This is a genomic window from Curtobacterium sp. A7_M15 (genome assembly GCF_030705415.1).
Taxonomy (GTDB): domain Bacteria; phylum Actinomycetota; class Actinomycetes; order Actinomycetales; family Microbacteriaceae; genus Curtobacterium.
Map to the genome: position 1 here is coordinate 15,242 of NZ_JAUZED010000033.1, position 17,941 is coordinate 33,182.

General features: G+C 70.4%; 14 protein-coding genes. 13 read left to right on the plus strand and 1 reads right to left on the minus strand.

Features of this window, described 5'->3' with window-relative positions:
* Positions 1-31: 31 nt before the first annotated feature.
* Positions 32-2,437 carry a hypothetical protein gene (locus Q7F20_RS08280; protein ID WP_305739636.1) on the minus strand — a complete coding sequence of 802 codons (2,406 nt, stop codon included), beginning with the start codon at positions 2,435-2,437 and terminating at the stop codon, positions 32-34.
* Between the two features lie 241 nt (positions 2,438-2,678).
* Between Q7F20_RS08280 and otsA the strand changes: the two genes are divergently transcribed.
* The 13 genes from otsA to Q7F20_RS08345 all read left to right on the plus strand — a co-directional run bounded on the left by otsA (position 2,679) and on the right by Q7F20_RS08345 (position 17,385).
* Positions 2,679-4,271 carry an alpha,alpha-trehalose-phosphate synthase (UDP-forming) gene (otsA, locus tag Q7F20_RS08285; RefSeq protein WP_305739637.1) on the plus strand — a complete coding sequence of 531 codons (1,593 nt, stop codon included), beginning with the start codon at positions 2,679-2,681 and terminating at the stop codon, positions 4,269-4,271.
* Positions 4,264-5,046, plus strand: coding sequence for a trehalose-phosphatase (gene otsB, locus Q7F20_RS08290; RefSeq protein ID WP_305739638.1), 783 nt, complete (start codon positions 4,264-4,266; stop codon positions 5,044-5,046). Before otsA ends, otsB begins: the two co-directional genes overlap by 8 nt.
* A 101-nt stretch (positions 5,047-5,147) precedes the next feature.
* Positions 5,148-6,842 carry a dihydroxy-acid dehydratase gene (gene ilvD, locus Q7F20_RS08295; protein WP_305739639.1) on the plus strand — a complete coding sequence of 565 codons (1,695 nt, stop codon included), beginning with the start codon at positions 5,148-5,150 and terminating at the stop codon, positions 6,840-6,842.
* Positions 6,843-6,888: 46 nt separating this feature from the next.
* Positions 6,889-8,712, plus strand: coding sequence for an acetolactate synthase large subunit (locus Q7F20_RS08300; RefSeq protein WP_305739640.1), 1,824 nt, complete (start codon positions 6,889-6,891; stop codon positions 8,710-8,712).
* Entirely contained in the window at positions 8,709-9,209 is a 501-nt protein-coding gene (gene ilvN, locus Q7F20_RS08305) for an acetolactate synthase small subunit (protein ID WP_022907763.1), read from the plus strand. The genes Q7F20_RS08300 and ilvN overlap by 4 nt, the downstream gene beginning before the upstream one ends.
* A gap of 117 nt (positions 9,210-9,326) precedes the next feature.
* The gene (ilvC, locus tag Q7F20_RS08310) at positions 9,327-10,352 is read left to right on the plus strand and encodes a ketol-acid reductoisomerase (RefSeq protein WP_305739641.1); all 1,026 of its coding nucleotides are present in this window, start codon (positions 9,327-9,329) and stop codon (positions 10,350-10,352) included.
* Positions 10,353-10,562: 210 nt separating this feature from the next.
* Positions 10,563-11,753 (plus strand): mannitol-1-phosphate 5-dehydrogenase, encoded by a 1,191-nt coding sequence (locus Q7F20_RS08315; protein ID WP_305739642.1) that lies wholly within the window; start codon positions 10,563-10,565, stop codon positions 11,751-11,753.
* Positions 11,754-11,814: 61 nt separating this feature from the next.
* Positions 11,815-12,255: a hypothetical protein gene (locus Q7F20_RS08320; RefSeq protein WP_305739643.1), complete on the plus strand. Its 441-nt coding sequence runs from the start codon at positions 11,815-11,817 to the stop codon at positions 12,253-12,255.
* Entirely contained in the window at positions 12,252-12,644 is a 393-nt protein-coding gene (locus Q7F20_RS08325) for a hypothetical protein (protein ID WP_305739644.1), read from the plus strand. Before Q7F20_RS08320 ends, Q7F20_RS08325 begins: the two co-directional genes overlap by 4 nt.
* 144 nt (positions 12,645-12,788) lie before the next feature.
* Entirely contained in the window at positions 12,789-14,378 is a 1,590-nt protein-coding gene (serA, locus tag Q7F20_RS08330; RefSeq protein WP_305739645.1) for a phosphoglycerate dehydrogenase, read from the plus strand.
* Positions 14,379-14,391: 13 nt separating this feature from the next.
* Entirely contained in the window at positions 14,392-15,459 is a 1,068-nt protein-coding gene (locus tag Q7F20_RS08335; RefSeq protein WP_305739646.1) for a 3-isopropylmalate dehydrogenase, read from the plus strand.
* Between the two features lie 15 nt (positions 15,460-15,474).
* The gene (locus Q7F20_RS08340; protein WP_305739647.1) at positions 15,475-16,584 is read left to right on the plus strand and encodes a branched-chain amino acid aminotransferase; all 1,110 of its coding nucleotides are present in this window, start codon (positions 15,475-15,477) and stop codon (positions 16,582-16,584) included.
* Positions 16,585-16,614: 30 nt separating this feature from the next.
* A complete protein-coding gene (locus Q7F20_RS08345; protein WP_305739648.1) occupies positions 16,615-17,385 on the plus strand; it encodes a fumarylacetoacetate hydrolase family protein in 771 nt (256 codons plus the stop codon).
* Positions 17,386-17,941: the final 556 nt, after the last annotated feature.

Consider the following 17,941-nt stretch of genomic DNA (forward strand, 5'->3'; position numbering starts at 1 on the left):
CCAGGGTCGGCCGTGCACGCGGTGCGTGTCCTCAGTACGCCGAGACGAGCTTCCCGTCCTCGACCTTCAGGTAGACGTCGACGTCGAACGTGTCCTCGCTCTGCTGGGCGTCGCCGAAGTAGTCGCGGTACGAGTACCCGATCGTGCCGTCGCGGGTGCTCCGCACCTCGACGAGCCCGCCTCCGGAGGACCGCACCTCGAGCTCCGGCTTCGACCGGACGTCGTACTGCACCGCGCCGTCGGCGTCGTACGGGCCGTACCAGGGGCAGCCGTCCGAGTAGCTGATGTCCGTCTTCTGCGCGCAGTCGTCGATGCGGTCCGACACGTACTGCTCGGCGTCGGTCTCGAGCCGCTTCGTGGGCTTCGCCTCGAAGTCGGCGTACGGCGAGGCCGAGGAGCCCACGCGGAGCGTCTCGGTGCCACCCGTGAAGTACTCGGTGCCGCCGACCGTGACCCGGTAGCTGCCCGGGTAGGCGAGCGACTGGAACGTGCCGTTCTCGATCTCGCCGACCTTCTTGCCGCCGACCGTCACGTCGGCACCCTCGAGCACCTCGCCGGCGGTGACCGTCACGCGGTCGGTCAGCGGCTCGGTGACGCGCCACTCGTCCTTGACGAGGAACGACGTGCCCGTGCGTTCGAGGACGATCCGACCCGAGCGCTGCGCGCCGCCCTGCTCGAAGGTGACGTTGGCGTACGCCGTGTCGCCGCTGGTCGACACCCGGCCGACGCGGACGTCGGTGGGGCGGTCCTTCGCGCTCCGCAGCACGGCGGCGTCCAGCATCGACGCGTCGCCGGTGACCTCGCTCAGGCTCGCCGCGGTGTCCGCGTCGCCCGTCGCGATCGCGTCGACGTAGGAGCGGGCCGTGGGGCCGGGACCCCAGACGCTGGTGCGGAGCACGCCCGTGGTGATCGCTCCGGCCACGACGACCACGACGACCGCGCCGCCGGCGACGAGGGACCGCACGAGGATCTTCTTCGCCCGCGGGGACATGGGTGCCGGTGCCGGCGCCGCCTGGCCGACGAAGGGCTGGGACGGCTGGACGGACTGTGTCGGCGTGGCGGCGTCGGTCACGGTGGGGGTGCCCGCCTCGGGGATCGCGTTCCCGGTCGGGGTCGTGGTGTCAGCGGGCGTCGTCCACACCGGTGCGACCACCGCCGGCACCGGGTCGGTGCCGACCACGCGCGCCGTCCGCAGCAGCACACCGCCGCCGAGACGGGGGAGCAGCGCCGGCGCGGCGTACCGGGCGACGACCTCGACCGCTCCGCCCCAGAGCGCGAACACGACCGGCGTCCACGGGGTGACGCCGACCGACCCGGATCCGCCGACCGCGGTCGTACCGGTCACCTGGTACGACACGACACCGGTGCCGAGCACGAAGAGCACGAGTCCGGCGACGAACCAGACCACGGGCGTCACGACCCAGTCGAGCGTCGTGCGGACCCGGTCGTTCCGGCGCACGGCCAGCGCCAGACCGGCCGCGAACGAGGTGACGACCACCAGCAGGACGACGACCCAGGTCCAGCCGCCGGCGCCGGCGAACACCGAGGCGTCGCCGCCCGCGCCGCCCAGGCCGGACGTGCCGACCCCGCCGAGGAAGCCGAGCGCGGTGAGGGCGACGGCGGCGTTGCCGAGCAGCAGCGGCAGGGCGGCGCCCCACGACGGCTGCGCGACGAGCGCGACGACGACGAGGACGACGGCGAGCAGGACGAGGAGACCGCCGAGCTGCCAGGCCACGACCCGCAGGGCGCCGAGCGCCCGGGCGAGGGAGGTGCTCCGACCGACGAGCAGCGACGGCCGGGCCGCGAGCACCGCGAGGGTTCCGATCGCGAACGACCCGAGCACGCTCCCGATCCCGACGGCGTGCACGGGGTCGATCTGCGCGCCGGAGACGGCGGGGAACCGGATGGCGAGCACGAGGCCCGCGAGCGTGGTGACCGCGGTGGTCACGAGGCCGGCGAGGACCGCCGTCACGACCAGCTGGGGGAGTGCGAGCACCCGGCTCCGGATCCGGCGCGTGAGCACGACCGCGAGCACGACCTGGGCGGCGAGCACGAGCACCGGCACGACGCCGATCGAGCCGGACCCGGAGCCGAGCAGGAGGATCGAGCCGGAGCCGTGCAGTCGGCCGAGGTCCGCGAGGGCGACGAGCTGCGCCGGGGAGCCCAGCAGCACGCTCACGCCCGACAGCAGGGACTGGACGTCCGGTGCTCCGGTCGCGCCGAGGTCCGAGCCGCCGGTGCCGAGACCGGACGACGAGCCCGTCGACCCTGAGGCGGAGCCGGCGGCCACGGCGACGGTCAGGAACAGCGAGACGGCCGCGATGACGTACGCGGCGACCCATCCACCGACCGCCGCGACGACGGCGGCGACCCAGTCGCGACCGGGGACGGCGCGGAGCAGCCGGCCGAGCGGGTCCGGCGCGGCGGGCGCGCCCACCGGAGGACCGGGCTGTGCGGGCGGGACGGGCGGAACGGGCGACTGGTCGCTCACGGCGGTGGGGTCCTCTCTCTCGTCGAGAGGCGGTGACGATCCCGTGCGGCACCAGCGTGTCCCCCCGACACGATGACCGCAGCGTACCGGAACCCGCCGATCCGCCGTGAATCCGCTGTCGGCACGCTGGTAACTTCGGCACCGGACCCGGCGGCCGTGCCGGGCGGAACGGAGACCCCAGCACCCCATGGCAGCACCCCGCACCGATCAGACCCGCTACGCCTTCGTCGTCGCCTCGAACCGCCTGCCGGTGGACCGCGTCGTCGACGAGGACGGCAACGAGGGCTGGCGGCACTCGCCAGGCGGACTCGTCACCGCGCTCGAGCCGGTGATGCGCGCCAACGACGGTGCCTGGGTCGGCTGGGTCGGCCAGCCCGACGTCGAGGTCGCCCCGTTCGACAACGAGGGCATCCACATCGTGCCGGTGCCCCTCAGCGACGACGACGTCGAGGAGTACTACGAGGGGTTCAGCAACGACACCCTCTGGCCGCTCTACCACGACGTCATCGAGCACCCGAGCTACCACCGCGACTGGTGGAACGCCTACAAGCGCGTGAACCAGCGCTTCGCCGAGCAGATCGCCGAGATCGTCGAGCAGGACGGCATCGTCTGGGTGCAGGACTACCAGCTCCAGCTCGTCCCGGCGCTGCTCCGCGCACTCCGCCCCGACGTGACGATCGGCTTCTTCAACCACATCCCGTTCCCGCCCGTCGGCATCTACGCCCAGCTCCCGTGGCGCGCGCAGATCCTCGACGGCCTGCTCGGGGCGGACGTCATCGGCTTCCAGCGGCACGACGACGCGAGCGACTTCCTCCGGGCGGTCCGGCACATCAAGGGCTACACGACCAAGGGGCAGACGATCGACGTCCCCGTGGACGACCCGGACGCACCGCGCAGTCGCAAGGGCATCACCGTGCGGCACGTCGAGGCACGGCACTTCCCGATCTCCATCGACGCCGCCGGCTTCGAGGAGATCGCCCACCGACCCGAGGTCCAGGAGCGCGCGCGGGAGATCCGGGCGAGTCTCGGCAACCCGAAGACGGTGCTGCTCGGCGTCGACCGCCTCGACTACACGAAGGGCATCCGGCACCGGATCAAGGCGTTCGGCGAACTCGTCGAGGACGGACGCGTCGCGGTGGAGGACGCGACGCTCGTGCAGGTCGCCAGTCCGAGCCGCGAGCGCGTCGACACCTACGCCGCCCTCCGCGACGAGATCGAGCTCACGGTCGGTCGGATCAACGGAGACCTCGGTGTGATCGGGCACCAGCCGATCGCCTACCTCCACCACGGCTACCCGCGCGAGGAGATGGTGGCGCTCTACCTCGCCGCCGACATCATGCTCGTCACGGCCCTGCGCGACGGCATGAACCTCGTCGCCAAGGAGTACGTCGCGGCCCGGTTCGACAACGACGGCGTCCTGATCCTGTCCGAGTTCGCCGGTGCCGCCGACGAGCTGAAGCAGGCCGTCATCGTCAACCCGCACGACATCGGCGCGCTGAAGGACTCGATCCAGCGCGCGATCGAGATGCCGCGACGCGAGCGCTCGACCCGCATGCGGGCACTCCGCAAGCGCGTCCGCGACAACGACGTTGCGCGCTGGTCTCGCTCGTTCCTCGAGGCGCTCGACCGCCACGCCCCGAAGAACGCGCAGATCGACCCCTCCGCGGTGGACCCGAAGGACCGGCACCGCGAGGCGCAGACCGACACCATGTCGATCTTCGACCAGGACGCCCAGACGGCGCGTGCCGCCGAGGACACCCGGGAGCCGCGTGATGCCTGAGCCGACCACCGACCAGGCAGTCGTCGACCAGGTCCTCGAGACGCTCGCGGCTCGGCCGCGACTCCTGGTCGCCCTCGACTTCGACGGCACGCTCGCGCCGTTCGCCGACGACCCGTCCGAGGTCGGCGCGCTGCCCGGCTCGTGGGCGGCCGTCCTCACCCTGCAGCGTGCGAAGGACACCGAGGTCGTCCTGGTGTCCGGGCGTCCGCTGGACAGCCTCGCCGCGGTGACGCACGCCCCCGCCGAGATGGCCCTCGTCGGGTCGCACGGCGTCGAGTGGCGCGTCGACGGCCACGACGAGGCGGCGCTCACCGAGGACGAACAGTCCCGCGTCGCCCGCATCGGCACCGCGCTCGACGAGGTCGGGGCACGGTTCCCGGGCGTCGTGATCGAGCACAAGCCCGCCGGTCACGGGGTGCACACCCGCCGGGTGAGCGCCGAGGTCGCGGCCGAGGCGAACGCCGCCGCGAGTGCCGCAGCCCACGACGCCGACCCGGACGTCCTCGAACGTGGCGGCAAGGACATCCTCGAGTTCGCCGTCCGGCACGTCACCAAGGGCGACGCGATCGCCCGGCTCCGCGACCTGCACGGTGCCGACGCGGTGTTCTTCGCCGGCGACGACGTCACCGACGAGGACGCCTTCCGCGTGCTCCGCGACGGCGACGTCGGGGTGAAGGTGGGGGAGGGCGACACGCTCGCCGGCTACCGCGTCGACGACCCGGCGGCGCTCACCGACGTCCTGAAGCGGCTCGCGCGCCTGCGTGCGGTGCGCTGACCGGGTGATCCGCGCCTCCCGGACCCGTTCGGACCCCGTCGCGATCATGCGGACGCATCGAGTTGTCGGCTTGGTATCCCAACTGCGCCTAGACTCACCCCATGCCTGATATCGACGTCAAGCCGCGCAGCCGGGTCGTCACCGACGGGATCGAAGCAACCACCTCGCGTGGCATGCTGCGTGCCGTCGGGATGGGGGACGAGGACTGGGAGAAGCCGCAGATCGGCATCGCCTCCTCGTGGAACGAGATCACCCCGTGCAACCTCTCCCTCGACCGCCTCGCGCAGGGGGCGAAGGAGGGCGTCCACTCCGGCGGCGGGTACCCGCTCCAGTTCGGCACCATCTCCGTCTCCGACGGTATCTCGATGGGCCACGAGGGCATGCACTTCTCCCTCGTCTCGCGCGAGGTCATCGCGGACAGCGTCGAGACCGTCGTGAACGCCGAGCGGCTGGACGGCACCGTCCTGCTCGCCGGCTGTGACAAGTCCCTGCCCGGCATGCTCATGGCAGCCGCGCGTCTCGACCTCGCGAGCGTCTTCCTCTACGCCGGCTCGGTCATGCCCGGGTACGTGAAGCAGGCCGACGGCTCCCTCAAGGAGGTCACGATCATCGACTCCTTCGAAGGGGTCGGAGCGTGCAAGGCCGGCAAGATCACCGAGGCGGAGCTCAAGGAGATCGAGTGCGCCATCGTCCCGGGCGAGGGCGCCTGCGGCGGGATGTACACGGCCAACACGATGGCGTCGGTCGCCGAAGCACTCGGCATGTCGCTCCCGGGATCGGCGGCACCGCCCAGTGCCGACCGGCGCCGTGACTACTACGCGCACCGCTCCGGTGAGGCCGTGGTGAACATGCTCCGCAAGGGGATAACCGCCCGCCAGATCCTCACGAAGGAGGCGTTCGAGAACGCCATCACCGTCGCCATGGCGCTCGGTGGCTCGACGAACGTCGTCCTCCACCTGCTCGCGATCGCGCACGAGGCCGAGGTCGAACTGACGCTCGACGACTTCAACCGCATCGGCTCGAAGGTCCCGCACCTCGCCGACATGAAGCCGTTCGGCAAGTACGTCATGGTCGACGTGGACCGCAACGGCGGCATCCCGGTGATCATGAAGGCACTGCTCGACGCCGGGCTGCTGCACGGCGACGTCATGACCGTGACGGGCAAGACCATGGCCGAGAACCTGGCCGAGATCGACCCGCCCGAGCTCGACGGCGAGGTCTTCCGGAAGCTCGACGACCCGATCCACGCCACCGGTGGCCTGACGATCCTCAAGGGCACCTTCGCGCCCGAGGGCGCCGTCGTGAAGACGGCGGGCTTCGACGCCGAGGTCTTCGAGGGACCCGCGCGGGTGTTCGACCGCGAGCGCGCCGCCATGGACGCCCTCACCGAGGGGACGATCCAGAAGGGCGACGTCGTCATCATCCGGTACGAGGGGCCCAAGGGCGGCCCGGGCATGCGCGAGATGCTCGCCATCACGGCGGCCATCAAGGGCGCGGGCCTCGGCAAGGATGTACTACTGTTGACGGACGGACGATTCTCAGGCGGCACAACCGGCCTGTGCATCGGCCACATCGCACCGGAAGCGGTGGACGCAGGTCCAGTCGCATTCGTGCGCGATGGCGACCGCATCCGTGTCGACATCGCGGCTCGCTCCCTCGACCTACTGGTCGACGAAGCCGAGCTGGAAGCCCGCCGCGAAGGCTGGGCCCCGCTGCCCCCGCGCTACACCCGCGGAGTCCTCGCGAAGTTCGCGAAGCTCGTCCAGTCCGCCGCCAAGGGCGCGGTCACGGGCTAGCGTCGACACACGCACCATCGCCATCTCTCCAGGCAAGGAACACCTCATGCCCACGGAAGCCACTCCGCTGTCCGCGGCCGCCGGTGCACGCCGGACGCCGGAGATCCTGACCGGCTCGGGAGCCGTCCTCCGGACGCTCGAGCACCTCGGGATCACCGACGTCTTCGGCCTGCCGGGCGGTGCGATCATCCCGTTCTACGACGAGCTCATGGCGTCGCAGACGATCCGCCACGTCCTCGTCCGGCACGAGCAGGGCGCCGGCCACGCCGCCGAGGGCTACGCCTCGGCCTCCGGCAAGGTCGGCGTCGCGATCGCGACCTCGGGTCCCGGCGCGACGAACCTCGTCACCGCGATCGCGGACGCCTACATGGACTCGGTGCCCTTCATCGCGATCACCGGCCAGGTGTTCTCCACCCTGATGGGCACGGACGCCTTCCAAGAAGCGGACATCGTCGGCATCACGATGCCGATCACGAAGCACTCGTTCCTGGTGACCGACCCCGCCGACGTGCCGGCGACCCTCGCGGCGGCGTACCAGATCGCCACGACCGGTCGTCCGGGCCCGGTGCTCGTCGACATCACGAAGGACGCGCAGCAGAAGTCCGCGCCCTACGTCTGGCCGCCCAAGATCGACCTGCCGGGCTACCGTCCCGTGACGAAGGCGCACGGCAAGCAGATCGCCGCGGCCGCGCAGCTCCTCGCCGAGTCCGAGCGCCCGGTGCTGTACGTCGGCGGCGGTGTCGTCCGCTCCGGTGCGACGGCCGAGCTCCGGGCGTTCGCCGAGGCCACCGGTGCGCCGGTCGTGACGACGCTGATGGCCCGCGGCGCGTTCCCGGACTCGCACCCCCAGCACCTCGGCATGCCCGGCATGCACGGCACGGTGCCGGCGGTGCTCGGCCTGCAGGACAGCGACCTCATCGTCGCGCTCGGGGCCCGGTTCGACGACCGCGTGACCGGAAAGGCGGACGAGTTCGCCCCGCACGCCAAGGTCGTGCACGTCGACATCGACCCGGCCGAGATCTCGAAGATCCGCTTCGCGGACGTCCCGATCGTGGGCGACGCGAGAGAGGTGCTCGTCGACCTGCTCGACGCCTGGAGCGGGATCCCGACCGACCAGCGCGCGAGCACTGTCGCGTGGTGGGCGAAGCTCGAGCAGCTCAAGGTCGACTTCCCGCTCGGCTACGCGGAACCGACCGACGGCCTGCTCGCGCCGCAGGCGATCATCCGCCGCATCGGCGAGCTGAGCGGCCCCGAGGCGATCTACGCCTCCGGCGTCGGTCAGCACCAGATGTGGTCGGCGCAGTTCATCCAGTACGAGCGTCCGCACGCCTGGCTGAACTCCGGCGGTGCGGGCACCATGGGGTACTCCGTGCCGGCCGCGATGGGGGCGAAGGTCGCCGAGCCGGACCGCGTCGTCTGGGCGATCGACGGCGACGGCTGCTTCCAGATGACGAACCAGGAGCTCGCGACCTGCGTCATCAACGACATCCCGATCAAGGTCGCGGTGATCAACAACTCGTCGCTCGGCATGGTGCGCCAGTGGCAGACGCTGTTCTACGACGGCCGCCACTCGTTCACCGACCTCGAGACCGGTCACGCCTCGCGCCGGGTGCCCGACTTCGTGAAGCTGGCCGACGCGTACGGTGCCCTCGGCATCCGCGTCGAGAAGGCGGACGAGGTCGACGCCGCCATCGAGCTGGCCCTCGCGACGAACGACCGGCCCGTGGTCATCGACTTCGTCGTGAGCCGTGACTCCATGGTCTGGCCGATGGTCCCGCAGGGTGTCAGCAACTCGTCCATCGAGTACGCCCAGGCGCAGGCACCCACCTGGGACGACGAAGACGCCGACATGACGGGGGAAACCGCATGAGCCACGTCCTCTCCCTCCTCGTCGAGGACAAGCCCGGTCTGCTGACCCGCGTCGCCGGCCTGTTCGCCCGGCGCGGCTTCAACATCGAGTCCCTCGCCGTCGGCAACACCGAGGTCGACGGCCTCAGCCGGATCACCGTCGTCGTCGACGTCGAGGACCTCCCGCTCGAGCAGGTGACGAAGCAGCTCAACAAGCTCGTCAACGTCATCAAGATCGTCGAGCTGGACTTCTCGCAGTCCGTGCAGCGCGAGCACATGCTCGTGAAGGTGCGGGTGGACAACCAGACGCGCTCGGCCGTGCTCGAAGCAGTGAACCTGTTCCGTGCACAGGTCGTCGACGTCGCGAACGACTCGCTCATCGTCGAGGTGACCGGCGACCCCGGCAAGATCCAGGCGATCCTCCGCGTGCTCGAGCCCTACGGCATCAAGGAACTCGCCCGTGCGGGCCTCCTCGGTATGGGCCGTGGGCCCAAGAGCATCACCGACCGGGTGCGCTGACCGCGACCCGTGGCGGACTGGAGGCGCGGGTCGCCACCCGCACCGCGCCTCCGGTCCGTCTCATCCAGACTCCACGCAACGAACGCTTCCCGAACCGACCACAGGAGAACCACCACCGTGACTGACATCGTGTACGACGCCGACGCAGACCTGACGCTCATCCAGGGCAAGAAGGTCGCCGTCATCGGGTACGGCTCGCAGGGCCACGCCCACGCCCTCAACCTCCGCGACAGCGGTGTCGAGGTCAAGGTCGGCCTGCAGGAGGGCTCGAAGAGCCGCCAGAAGGCCGAAGAGGCCGGCTTCGAGGTGCTGACCCCGGCCGACGCCACCGCGTGGGCCGACGTCGTCGTCATCCTCGCGCCGGACCAGGTGCAGCGCATCGTCTACGCCGAGGACATCAAGCCGAACCTCAAGGACGGCGCCACGCTCGTCTTCGGCCACGGCTTCAACATCCGCTTCGGCTACATCGAGGCCCCGGAGGGCGTCGACGTGTCGCTCGTCGCGCCGAAGGGCCCGGGCCACACGGTTCGCCGCGAGTACGAGGCCGGCCGCGGCGTCCCCGTGATCGTCGCCGTCGAGGTCGACGCCTCGGGCTCCGCCTGGGACCTCGCCTGGTCGTACTCCAAGGCCATCGGCGGCCTCCGCTCCGGCGGCATCAAGACCACCTTCACCGAGGAGACCGAGACCGACCTGTTCGGCGAGCAGGCCGTCCTGTGCGGTGGCACCTCGCAGCTCATCCAGTACGGGTTCGAGACCCTCGTCGAGGCCGGTTACCAGCCGCAGATCGCGTACTTCGAGGTCCTGCACGAGCTCAAGCTGATCGTCGACCTCATCTGGGAGGGCGGCCTCACCAAGCAGCGCTGGTCGGTCTCCGACACCGCCGAGTTCGGTGACTACGTCTCCGGCCCGCGCGTGATCTCGCCGGACGTCAAGGAGAACATGAAGGCCGTCCTCGCGGACATCCAGAACGGTGCCTTCGCGAAGCGCTTCATCGACGACCAGGACGCGGGCGCGCCGGAGTTCAAGGCGCTCCGTGCCAAGGGCGAGGGCCACCCGATCGAGGCCACCGGCCGCGAGCTCCGTGCCCTGTTCGCGTGGAAGTCGAACGACGCCGACTACGTGGACGGTTCCGCCGCGCGGTAGTCTTCGCAACACCACTCGACTCTCGAGGCGGCGGTGCACCCGCACCGCCGCCTCGCGATGTGACCCGAACGTTATGCAGCACTTCACGACCAGCCCCGACGCCGCACTCCGGCGTCCCCTCGGCGTTCCCGGGGCCGTTCCGCGACGCTCGTCGTCCGGCCCGCGCACGAGCGGTCCGCAGGGCGTCCACCAGCATGGGAGGATCGTCGGATGGCGGTGACGAAGCGAGCGGTCCACATCGGCGCCGGCAAGATCGGACGCGGGTTCGTCGGGCAGTTCCTGGTCGCGAGCGGCTACGAACTCACCTTCGTGGACGTCGACGACCGCGTCGTCTCGGCCCTGAACGAAGCCGGCCGGTTCGTCGTGCACGAGGTCGGCGAGATGCCCGTCGAGCACCTGGTCTACGGGTTCCGGGCACTCAGCAGCAAGACCGACCGCGAACAGGTCGTCCGCGCCATCGCCGAGGCCGACGTCGTCACGACCGCGGTCGGTGCCCGCACCCTGCCGCTCGTCGCGCCCGTCATCGCCGAGGGGCTGGCGGCGCGTCCTCTCGACCGCGGTGACGTGACGATCGTGGCGTGCGAGAACGCCTTCAACGCCACGGACTCGCTGCACGCCAGCATCCGCCGCGCCCCCATCCTCGAGGACCGCGACATCGCCGCCGTCTTCGCGAACTGCGCCATCGACCGCATCGTGCCCGACCAGTCCGGCGTGCTCGGCCAGTCCGGCGGTCTCGACGTCGTGCTCGAGCCGTTCTACGAGTGGGTCATCGAGCGCACGCCCTTCGCCGGCTCCGACGCCGAGCCGCCCGCGATCGACGGCGTGACCTGGGTCGACGACCTGCAGCCGTTCGTCGAGCGCAAGCTCTACACCGTGAACACCGCACACGCGACGGCCGCCTACCACGGCTACGTGCGGGGCATCCGACTCATCCGCGAGGCGCTCGAGGACGAGGCCGTCCGCGCCGAGGTCGACGGCGTGCTCGCCGAGACCACCGCGCTCCTCATCGCGAAGCACGGCTTCGACCCGGAGGAGCACGCGCGCTACGTCGCCGCGAACCTCTCCCGCATCGCGAACCCGCACCTCCCCGACACGACCGTGCGCGTCGGCCGCAACCCGCTCCGGAAGCTCGGCCGCCGCGAGCGCTTCGTCGGCCCGGCGGCACAGCTCGCCGAACGCGGGCTGCCCGTCGACCACCTGCTCGGTGCCGTGCGCGTCGCGCTCGACTTCGACGACGAGAACGACCCCGAGTCGATCGAGCTGCACGCGCTGCTCCGCTCGGGTGCCACGGCCCACGCCCTCACCGAGATCCTCACCGGCCTGATGGAGAGCCACCCGCTGTTCCCCGCGGTGCGCGACGTCGTCGCCGAGGTCCTCGAGTCTCAGCCCGCCGACGCCTGACCGTCCCGCGCACAGCTCGTCCATGGTCGAGCCGGAGCGGAGCGCCTCGTAGAATCGAGGCATGACCACGGCAGCATCCCCGCCCGACGGCTCGGTCGACCACGACGACGAAGCCCTCAGCTGGGGCGACGCCGACGACGCGACCCACGTCGACGCGGCGCACAACCCGGTCACCGTCAAGGAACGTGCCGGCCGTGACCCGGAGGCCCCCGAGACCTCCGGCGCGCTCGTCGGATTCGGTGTCTTCGGCGGTCTCTACCTGCTCTACACGGTGGCCTGGCTGCTCACGGCCTCGACCTCGTACGTCTCGGACGTCGACACGGTCCTGACCGTCTTCGTCGAGGTCCTGCGGTTCCTGTCCATCGTCGCGCCCGCACTGTGGTTCACCGTCGTGCTCTGGGCCGGCCGCGGACAGCGCACGCGGAGCCGCCTGCTGTGGATGCTGCTCGGCGCCCTCGTCCTCTTCCCGTGGCCGTTCCTCATGACGCGGAGCTTCGGGTGACCGCCGCGACACCGAGCGTCCGTCGGCCGTCCGGGGCGTTCGTGGGCAAGGTCGTCGTCTGGCTCGTGTTCGCGCTGCTCTTCGCGTACATGACCGTGCAGAGCGTCGGCAACCTCGTGACCATCTCGGGCTCGGTCCGCGAGTTCAACGCCTTCCTCGACACGACGTCCGGCGGAGACTCGCTCCGGAGCAGCACCCCGTGGCTCTGGCTGGTGCTGGACATCGCGATCGCGCCGGTCGCGTTCCTCATCGCGTTGTGGATCACGCGGCGTGCTCGGCTCGCGGTGACCATCGGCGTCTTCGTGTTGGCCTTCGCCGCGGCCGGGGCGCTGTGGCTCGACCTGCAGCTCTTCGTCCCGAGTCTGCTGGACTTCGGACGCACGTCGTGACGGCCGGGAGGCGCGGTGTCGGCTGGCACCGCGCCTCCCGTCCGTCACGTGGTCGCCCGCCGGGCCGACCCTGCGGTCGTAACCACGTCCGCGCGTCGATACGATGGTGGGATACCGCCCGTCTCGTGTGAGGAAACTGCAGCTGTGCCGAAGCCGGTCGTCCTGATCGCCGAAGAACTCTCGCCCGCCACAGTCGACGCCCTCGGGCCCGACTTCGAGATCCGGAACGTGGACGGTACCGACCGCCCCGCCCTCCTGGCCTCCCTCGCCGACGCGCACGCCATCCTGGTGCGCTCCGCCACCAAGGTCGACGCCGAGGCGATCGCCGCGGCACCGAACCTCAAGGTCGTCGCCCGTGCCGGTGTCGGCCTCGACAACGTCGACATCAAGGCGGCGACCACCGCCGGGGTGATGGTCGTCAACGCGCCGACCTCGAACATCATCTCCGCCGCCGAGCTCACGGTCGGCCACATCCTGTCGCTCGCGCGCCACATCCCGGCGGCCCACGCGTCCCTCGCCGCCGGCACCTGGAAGCGCTCCGCGTACACCGGTGTCGAGCTGTACGAGAAGACCGTCGGGATTATCGGCCTCGGCCGCATCGGGGCGCTCATCACGCAGCGTCTGCAGGCGTTCGGCGTCCAGGTGATCGCGTACGACCCGTACGTCACCACGGCCCGCGCACAGCAGCTCGGGGTCGAGCTCGTCTCGCTCGAGGACCTGCTGCGGCGCGCCGACTTCACCACGATCCACATGCCGAAGACGCCGGAGACGGTGGGCATGATCTCGGACGACCAGTTCGCGCTCATGAAGCCGACCGCGTTCGTCGTGAACGTGGCCCGTGGCGGGCTGATCGACGAGGACGCGCTGCACCGTGCGCTCACCTCGAACACGATCGCCGGCGCCGGTCTCGACGTGTTCGTCTCCGAGCCCCCGAAGGACTCGCCGCTCGTCGCGCTGCCGAACGTCGTCGTCACGCCGCACCTCGGCGCCTCGACCGACGAAGCACAGGAGAAGGCGGGCGTCTCGGTCGCCAAGTCCGTGCGGCTCGCCCTCGGCGGCGAGCTCGTCCCGGACGCGGTCAACGTCGCCGGCGGCGTCATCGACCCCTACGTGCGGCCGGGCATCCCGCTCGTCGAGAAGCTCGGTCAGGTGTTCACCGGCCTGGCGACGTCGCCCGTCACCAGCATCGACGTCGAGGTGCACGGCGAGCTCGCCGAGTTCGACGTCAGCGTGCTGAAGCTCGCCGCGCTGAAGGGCGTCTTCACCGACGTCGTCAGCGACCAGGTGTCGTACGTGAACGCCCCGCTGATCGCAGAGCAGCGCGGGGTCACCGTGCGGCTCATCACCGACTCGGACAGCCCGGAGTACCGGAACGTGCTCACGATCCGCGGGGCCCAGTCCGACGGCCCGGCGATCAGCGTGTCCGGCACGCTGACGGGCCCGAAGCAGGTCGCGAAGCTCGTCGAGATCAACGGTCACGACGTCGAGGTCGCCCTCGCCGAGCACCACGTGGTGATGGAGTACACCGACCGGCCCGGCATCGTCGCGGTCTACGGCAAGGAGTTCGGCGACGCCGGCATCAACATCGCGGCGATGCAGATCTCACGCGAGGCGGCGGGCGGTCAGGCGCTCAGCGTCCTCACCGTCGATTCGCCCGTCCCGGCGGAGATCCTCGAGCACGTCCGGTCCACGATCGACGCGGCCTCGCTCCGCGAGATCGACATCACGCTGTAGGGGAGTGGCGGACATGACGCAGACGGTGAAGCTCGCGGTGATCCGCGGGGACGGCATCGGTCCGGAGGTCGTCGACGAGGCCCTGAAGGTCCTGCACGCGGTCCTGCCGGACGACCTCGTCGTCGAGGAGACCGCGTTCTCGCTCGGCGCCTCGCGGTTCCTCGAGACCGGGGACATCCTCACCGAGGACGACATGTCCGCCATCGCCACCCACGACGCGATCCTGCTCGGCGCGGTCGGCGGCGACCCCCGCGACCCGCGGCTGGCCGGCGGGATCATCGAGCGCGGCCTGCTCCTGAAGCTGCGGTTCGCGTTCGACCACTACGTGAACCTCCGTCCGACGGTGGTGTACCCGTCGGTGGCGACCCCGTTGTCGTCCCCGGGCGAGGTGGACTTCGTCGTCGTGCGCGAGGGCACCGAGGGACCCTACGTCGGCAACGGCGGCGCCATCCGGATCGGTACCCCGAACGAGATCGCGACCGAGGTCTCGCTGAACACCGCGTACGGGGTCGAGCGCGTCGTCCGGTACGCCTTCGCGCTGGCGGACCGGCGGCCGCGCAAGCACCTCACGCTCGTGCACAAGAGCAACGTCCTCGTCCACGCCGGAGCCCTCTGGCAGCGCACCGTCGCGGCCGTCGGGCAGGAGTACCCGGACGTCACGGTGGACTACCAGCACGTCGACGCCGTCACCATCCACATGGTGCGGGAACCTGCTAGGTTCGACGTCATCGTCACCGACAACCTCTTCGGCGACATCATCACCGACCTGGCCGGCGCGATCAGCGGCGGCATCGGTCTGGCGGCCTCGGGCAACATCAACCCGGACGGCACCTTCCCCAGCATGTTCGAGCCGGTCCACGGCTCCGCGCCGGACATCGCGGGTCAGCAGAAGGCCGATCCCACGGCCGCCATCCTGTCCGTCGCACTGCTGCTCGACCACATCGGTCGCAGCGACCTCGCGTCGGCGGTCACGCGGGCGGTCGAGGCCGACCTCGCCGACCGGGGCACCTCGCAGCGTCGCACGGCTGAGATCGGCGACGCCATCGCCGCCGCGGCCACGGCACGCACCACCACCGCCTGACAGGAGTCTCCCCAGATGAGCACCGACACCGACTTCGCACCCGCGTTCGCCACCACCCCCTCGCCCGAACGCCGTGCGGCCGCCGAGCGCGAGGAGATCCTCGCCGACCCGGGCTTCGGCAAGCACTTCACGGACCACATGGCCACCGTGCAGTGGACGCTGGACGCAGGGTGGCACGATGCCTCGGTCCACCCGTACGGCCCGCTCAGTCTCGACCCGAGCGCGAGCGTCCTGCACTACGCGCAGGAGATCTTCGAGGGACTGAAGGCCTACCGGCACGCCGACGGCTCGGTCTGGTCCTTCCGGCCCGACGCCAACGCGCGCCGGTTCCAGCGGTCCGCTCGTCGACTGGCGTTGCCGGAGCTGCCGGTGGAGACCTTCGTCGAGTCCATCCGCCAGCTCGTCCGCACCGACGTCGACTGGGTGCCGTCGGCTCCCGAGACGAGCCTGTACCTGCGCCCGTTCATGATCGCGACGGAGTCGTTCCTGGGGGTGCGTGCGGCGCAAGCGGTGGCGTACCACTGCATCGCGAGCCCGGCCGGTGCCTACTTCACGTCCGGGCCGAAGCCGGTGTCGATCTGGCTCTCCACGAACTACGCCCGGGCCGGCAAGGGCGGCACGGGTGCGGCGAAGACCGGCGGCAACTACGCCTCGTCGCTCCTGCCGCAGCAAGAGGCCTACGAGCACGGTTGCCAGCAGGTCATGTTCCTCGACTCGGCCGAGGGCAAGTACCTCGAGGAGCTGGGCGGCATGAACGTGGTGCTGGTCAAGTCGGACGGGACGCTCGTCACACCCGACTCGGACTCCATCCTCGAGGGCATCACGCGCGACTCGATCCTGCAGCTCGCCGAGGACCGCGGGCTGCACGTCGAACGCCGACGGGTGACCCTCGACGAGTGGCGCGACGGCGTCGAGGACGGTTCCATCACCGAGGCCTTCGCGTGCGGGACCGCCGCCGTGGTGACCCCGATCGCGGAACTCCGCGGCGAGGGCTTCACGATCGGGTCGCCGACGGTGGGAGCGGGCGAGCTGACGATGTCCCTGCGTGAGGAGCTCACCGACATCCAGTACGGCCGCCGTCCCGACCCGCACGGGTGGATGACGCGCCTGACCGACCCGGCCTGAACGCACACCACACGTCGGTAGGCTCCAACGGTGAAGATCGCACGGTTCAGCAGCAAGGGCGAAGACCCCCGGTACGGCATCCTCGACGAGCGCGACCTGGTCGTGCTGGCGGGTGACCCGATGTACCAGGGGTTCGAGACCACGGGGGAGCGGGTGCCTCTGTCGGAGGCCAAGCTCCTCGCCCCCGTCATCCCGCGTTCGAAGGTGATCGGCGTGGGGCTCAACTACGCGGAGCACGCGTCCGAGATGGACGAGCGCGCCGGGGACGACCCGGTGGTGTTCCTCAAGCCGAACACGTCGGTGATCGGCCCGGAGGACCCGATCCGTCTGCCCGCCGGGGTCGGACGCGTCGACCACGAGGGCGAGCTCGCCATCGTGATCGGCTCCCTCGCGAAGAACGTCACGCGAGAGGACTTCGCGAGCGTCATCCTCGGCTACACGATCGCCAACGACGTGACCGCCCGCGACCTGCAGGCACGCGACGGCCAGTGGACCCGGTCGAAGAGCTTCGACACGTTCTGCCCGCTCGGGCCGGCGATCGAGACCGAGATCGACCCGTCGGACATCCGCATCGAGACCCGCGTGGACGGTGACCTGCGGCAGGTGGGCTCCACCAGCGAGATGGTGCACGACATCCCGTCGCTCATCGAGTTCGTGTCCTCGATCTGGACGCTCCTGCCCGGTGACGTCATCCTGACCGGGACCCCGGCCGGCGTCGGCGAGATCCGCGACGGCGAGGTCGTCGAGGTGACGATCGAAGGGATCGGCACCCTGAAGAACCCGGTCATCGCCAAGCACTGACCCGCACCGCCGAGCGGCCCGCTCCCCATCGTGGGGGCGGGCCGTTCCGCGTATCCGCGCGGATCCTCGTCCGCGACACGCCCGGGGCGCGGCCCGGTTGGCGGGGCCCCCGGGGCGTGTGTAGAGTAATCACTCGTTGCCGCTGAGGCGGAGAACGGAACGGCCGAGACGGTCACCGGGTCATCGACTCGGAGATGCAGTCCGGACGGGGTCCCGCTCAGGCAACGAATCCCGATGATGAGCCACTCTCGAAGTGGTCTCCTCGGGGCGACGAAATGCCTCTCTGGCGAAGCCTGTGTCACACGGGTCGAGTGGGGAGTGCGTCTGGTCCTTGAGAACTCAACAGCGTGCACATTGTCAATGCCAATTTATTGACCCCGTGCCTGGTCTGCTTCGGCAGGTTGGGTCGGAGACAATTCCTTTTGGATGGACAGAATTGTCAGTAGACAGTTCTTTTTGTCAGTTTCAACTCGCTGGCACTTTCGGGTGTTGGTTGTAATTTTTTTACGGAGAGTTTGATCCTGGCTCAGGACGAACGCTGGCGGCGTGCTTAACA

What these genes read in the sequence shown, in the direction of transcription:
- Q7F20_RS08340 (WP_305739647.1), top strand. Translation starts at nt 15,475, where the DNA reads ATGAGCACCGACACCGACTTCGCACCCGCGTTCGCCACCACCCCCTCG.
- otsB (WP_305739638.1), top strand. Translation starts at nt 4,264, where the DNA reads ATGCCTGAGCCGACCACCGACCAGGCAGTCGTCGACCAGGTCCTCGAG.
- Q7F20_RS08320 (WP_305739643.1), top strand. Translation starts at nt 11,815, where the DNA reads ATGACCACGGCAGCATCCCCGCCCGACGGCTCGGTCGACCACGACGAC.
- Q7F20_RS08315 (WP_305739642.1), top strand. Translation starts at nt 10,563, where the DNA reads ATGGCGGTGACGAAGCGAGCGGTCCACATCGGCGCCGGCAAGATCGGA.
- Q7F20_RS08335 (WP_305739646.1), top strand. Translation starts at nt 14,392, where the DNA reads ATGACGCAGACGGTGAAGCTCGCGGTGATCCGCGGGGACGGCATCGGT.
- Q7F20_RS08300 (WP_305739640.1), top strand. Translation starts at nt 6,889, where the DNA reads ATGCCCACGGAAGCCACTCCGCTGTCCGCGGCCGCCGGTGCACGCCGG.
- ilvD (WP_305739639.1), top strand. Translation starts at nt 5,148, where the DNA reads ATGCCTGATATCGACGTCAAGCCGCGCAGCCGGGTCGTCACCGACGGG.
- ilvN (WP_022907763.1), top strand. Translation starts at nt 8,709, where the DNA reads ATGAGCCACGTCCTCTCCCTCCTCGTCGAGGACAAGCCCGGTCTGCTG.
- otsA (WP_305739637.1), top strand. Translation starts at nt 2,679, where the DNA reads ATGGCAGCACCCCGCACCGATCAGACCCGCTACGCCTTCGTCGTCGCC.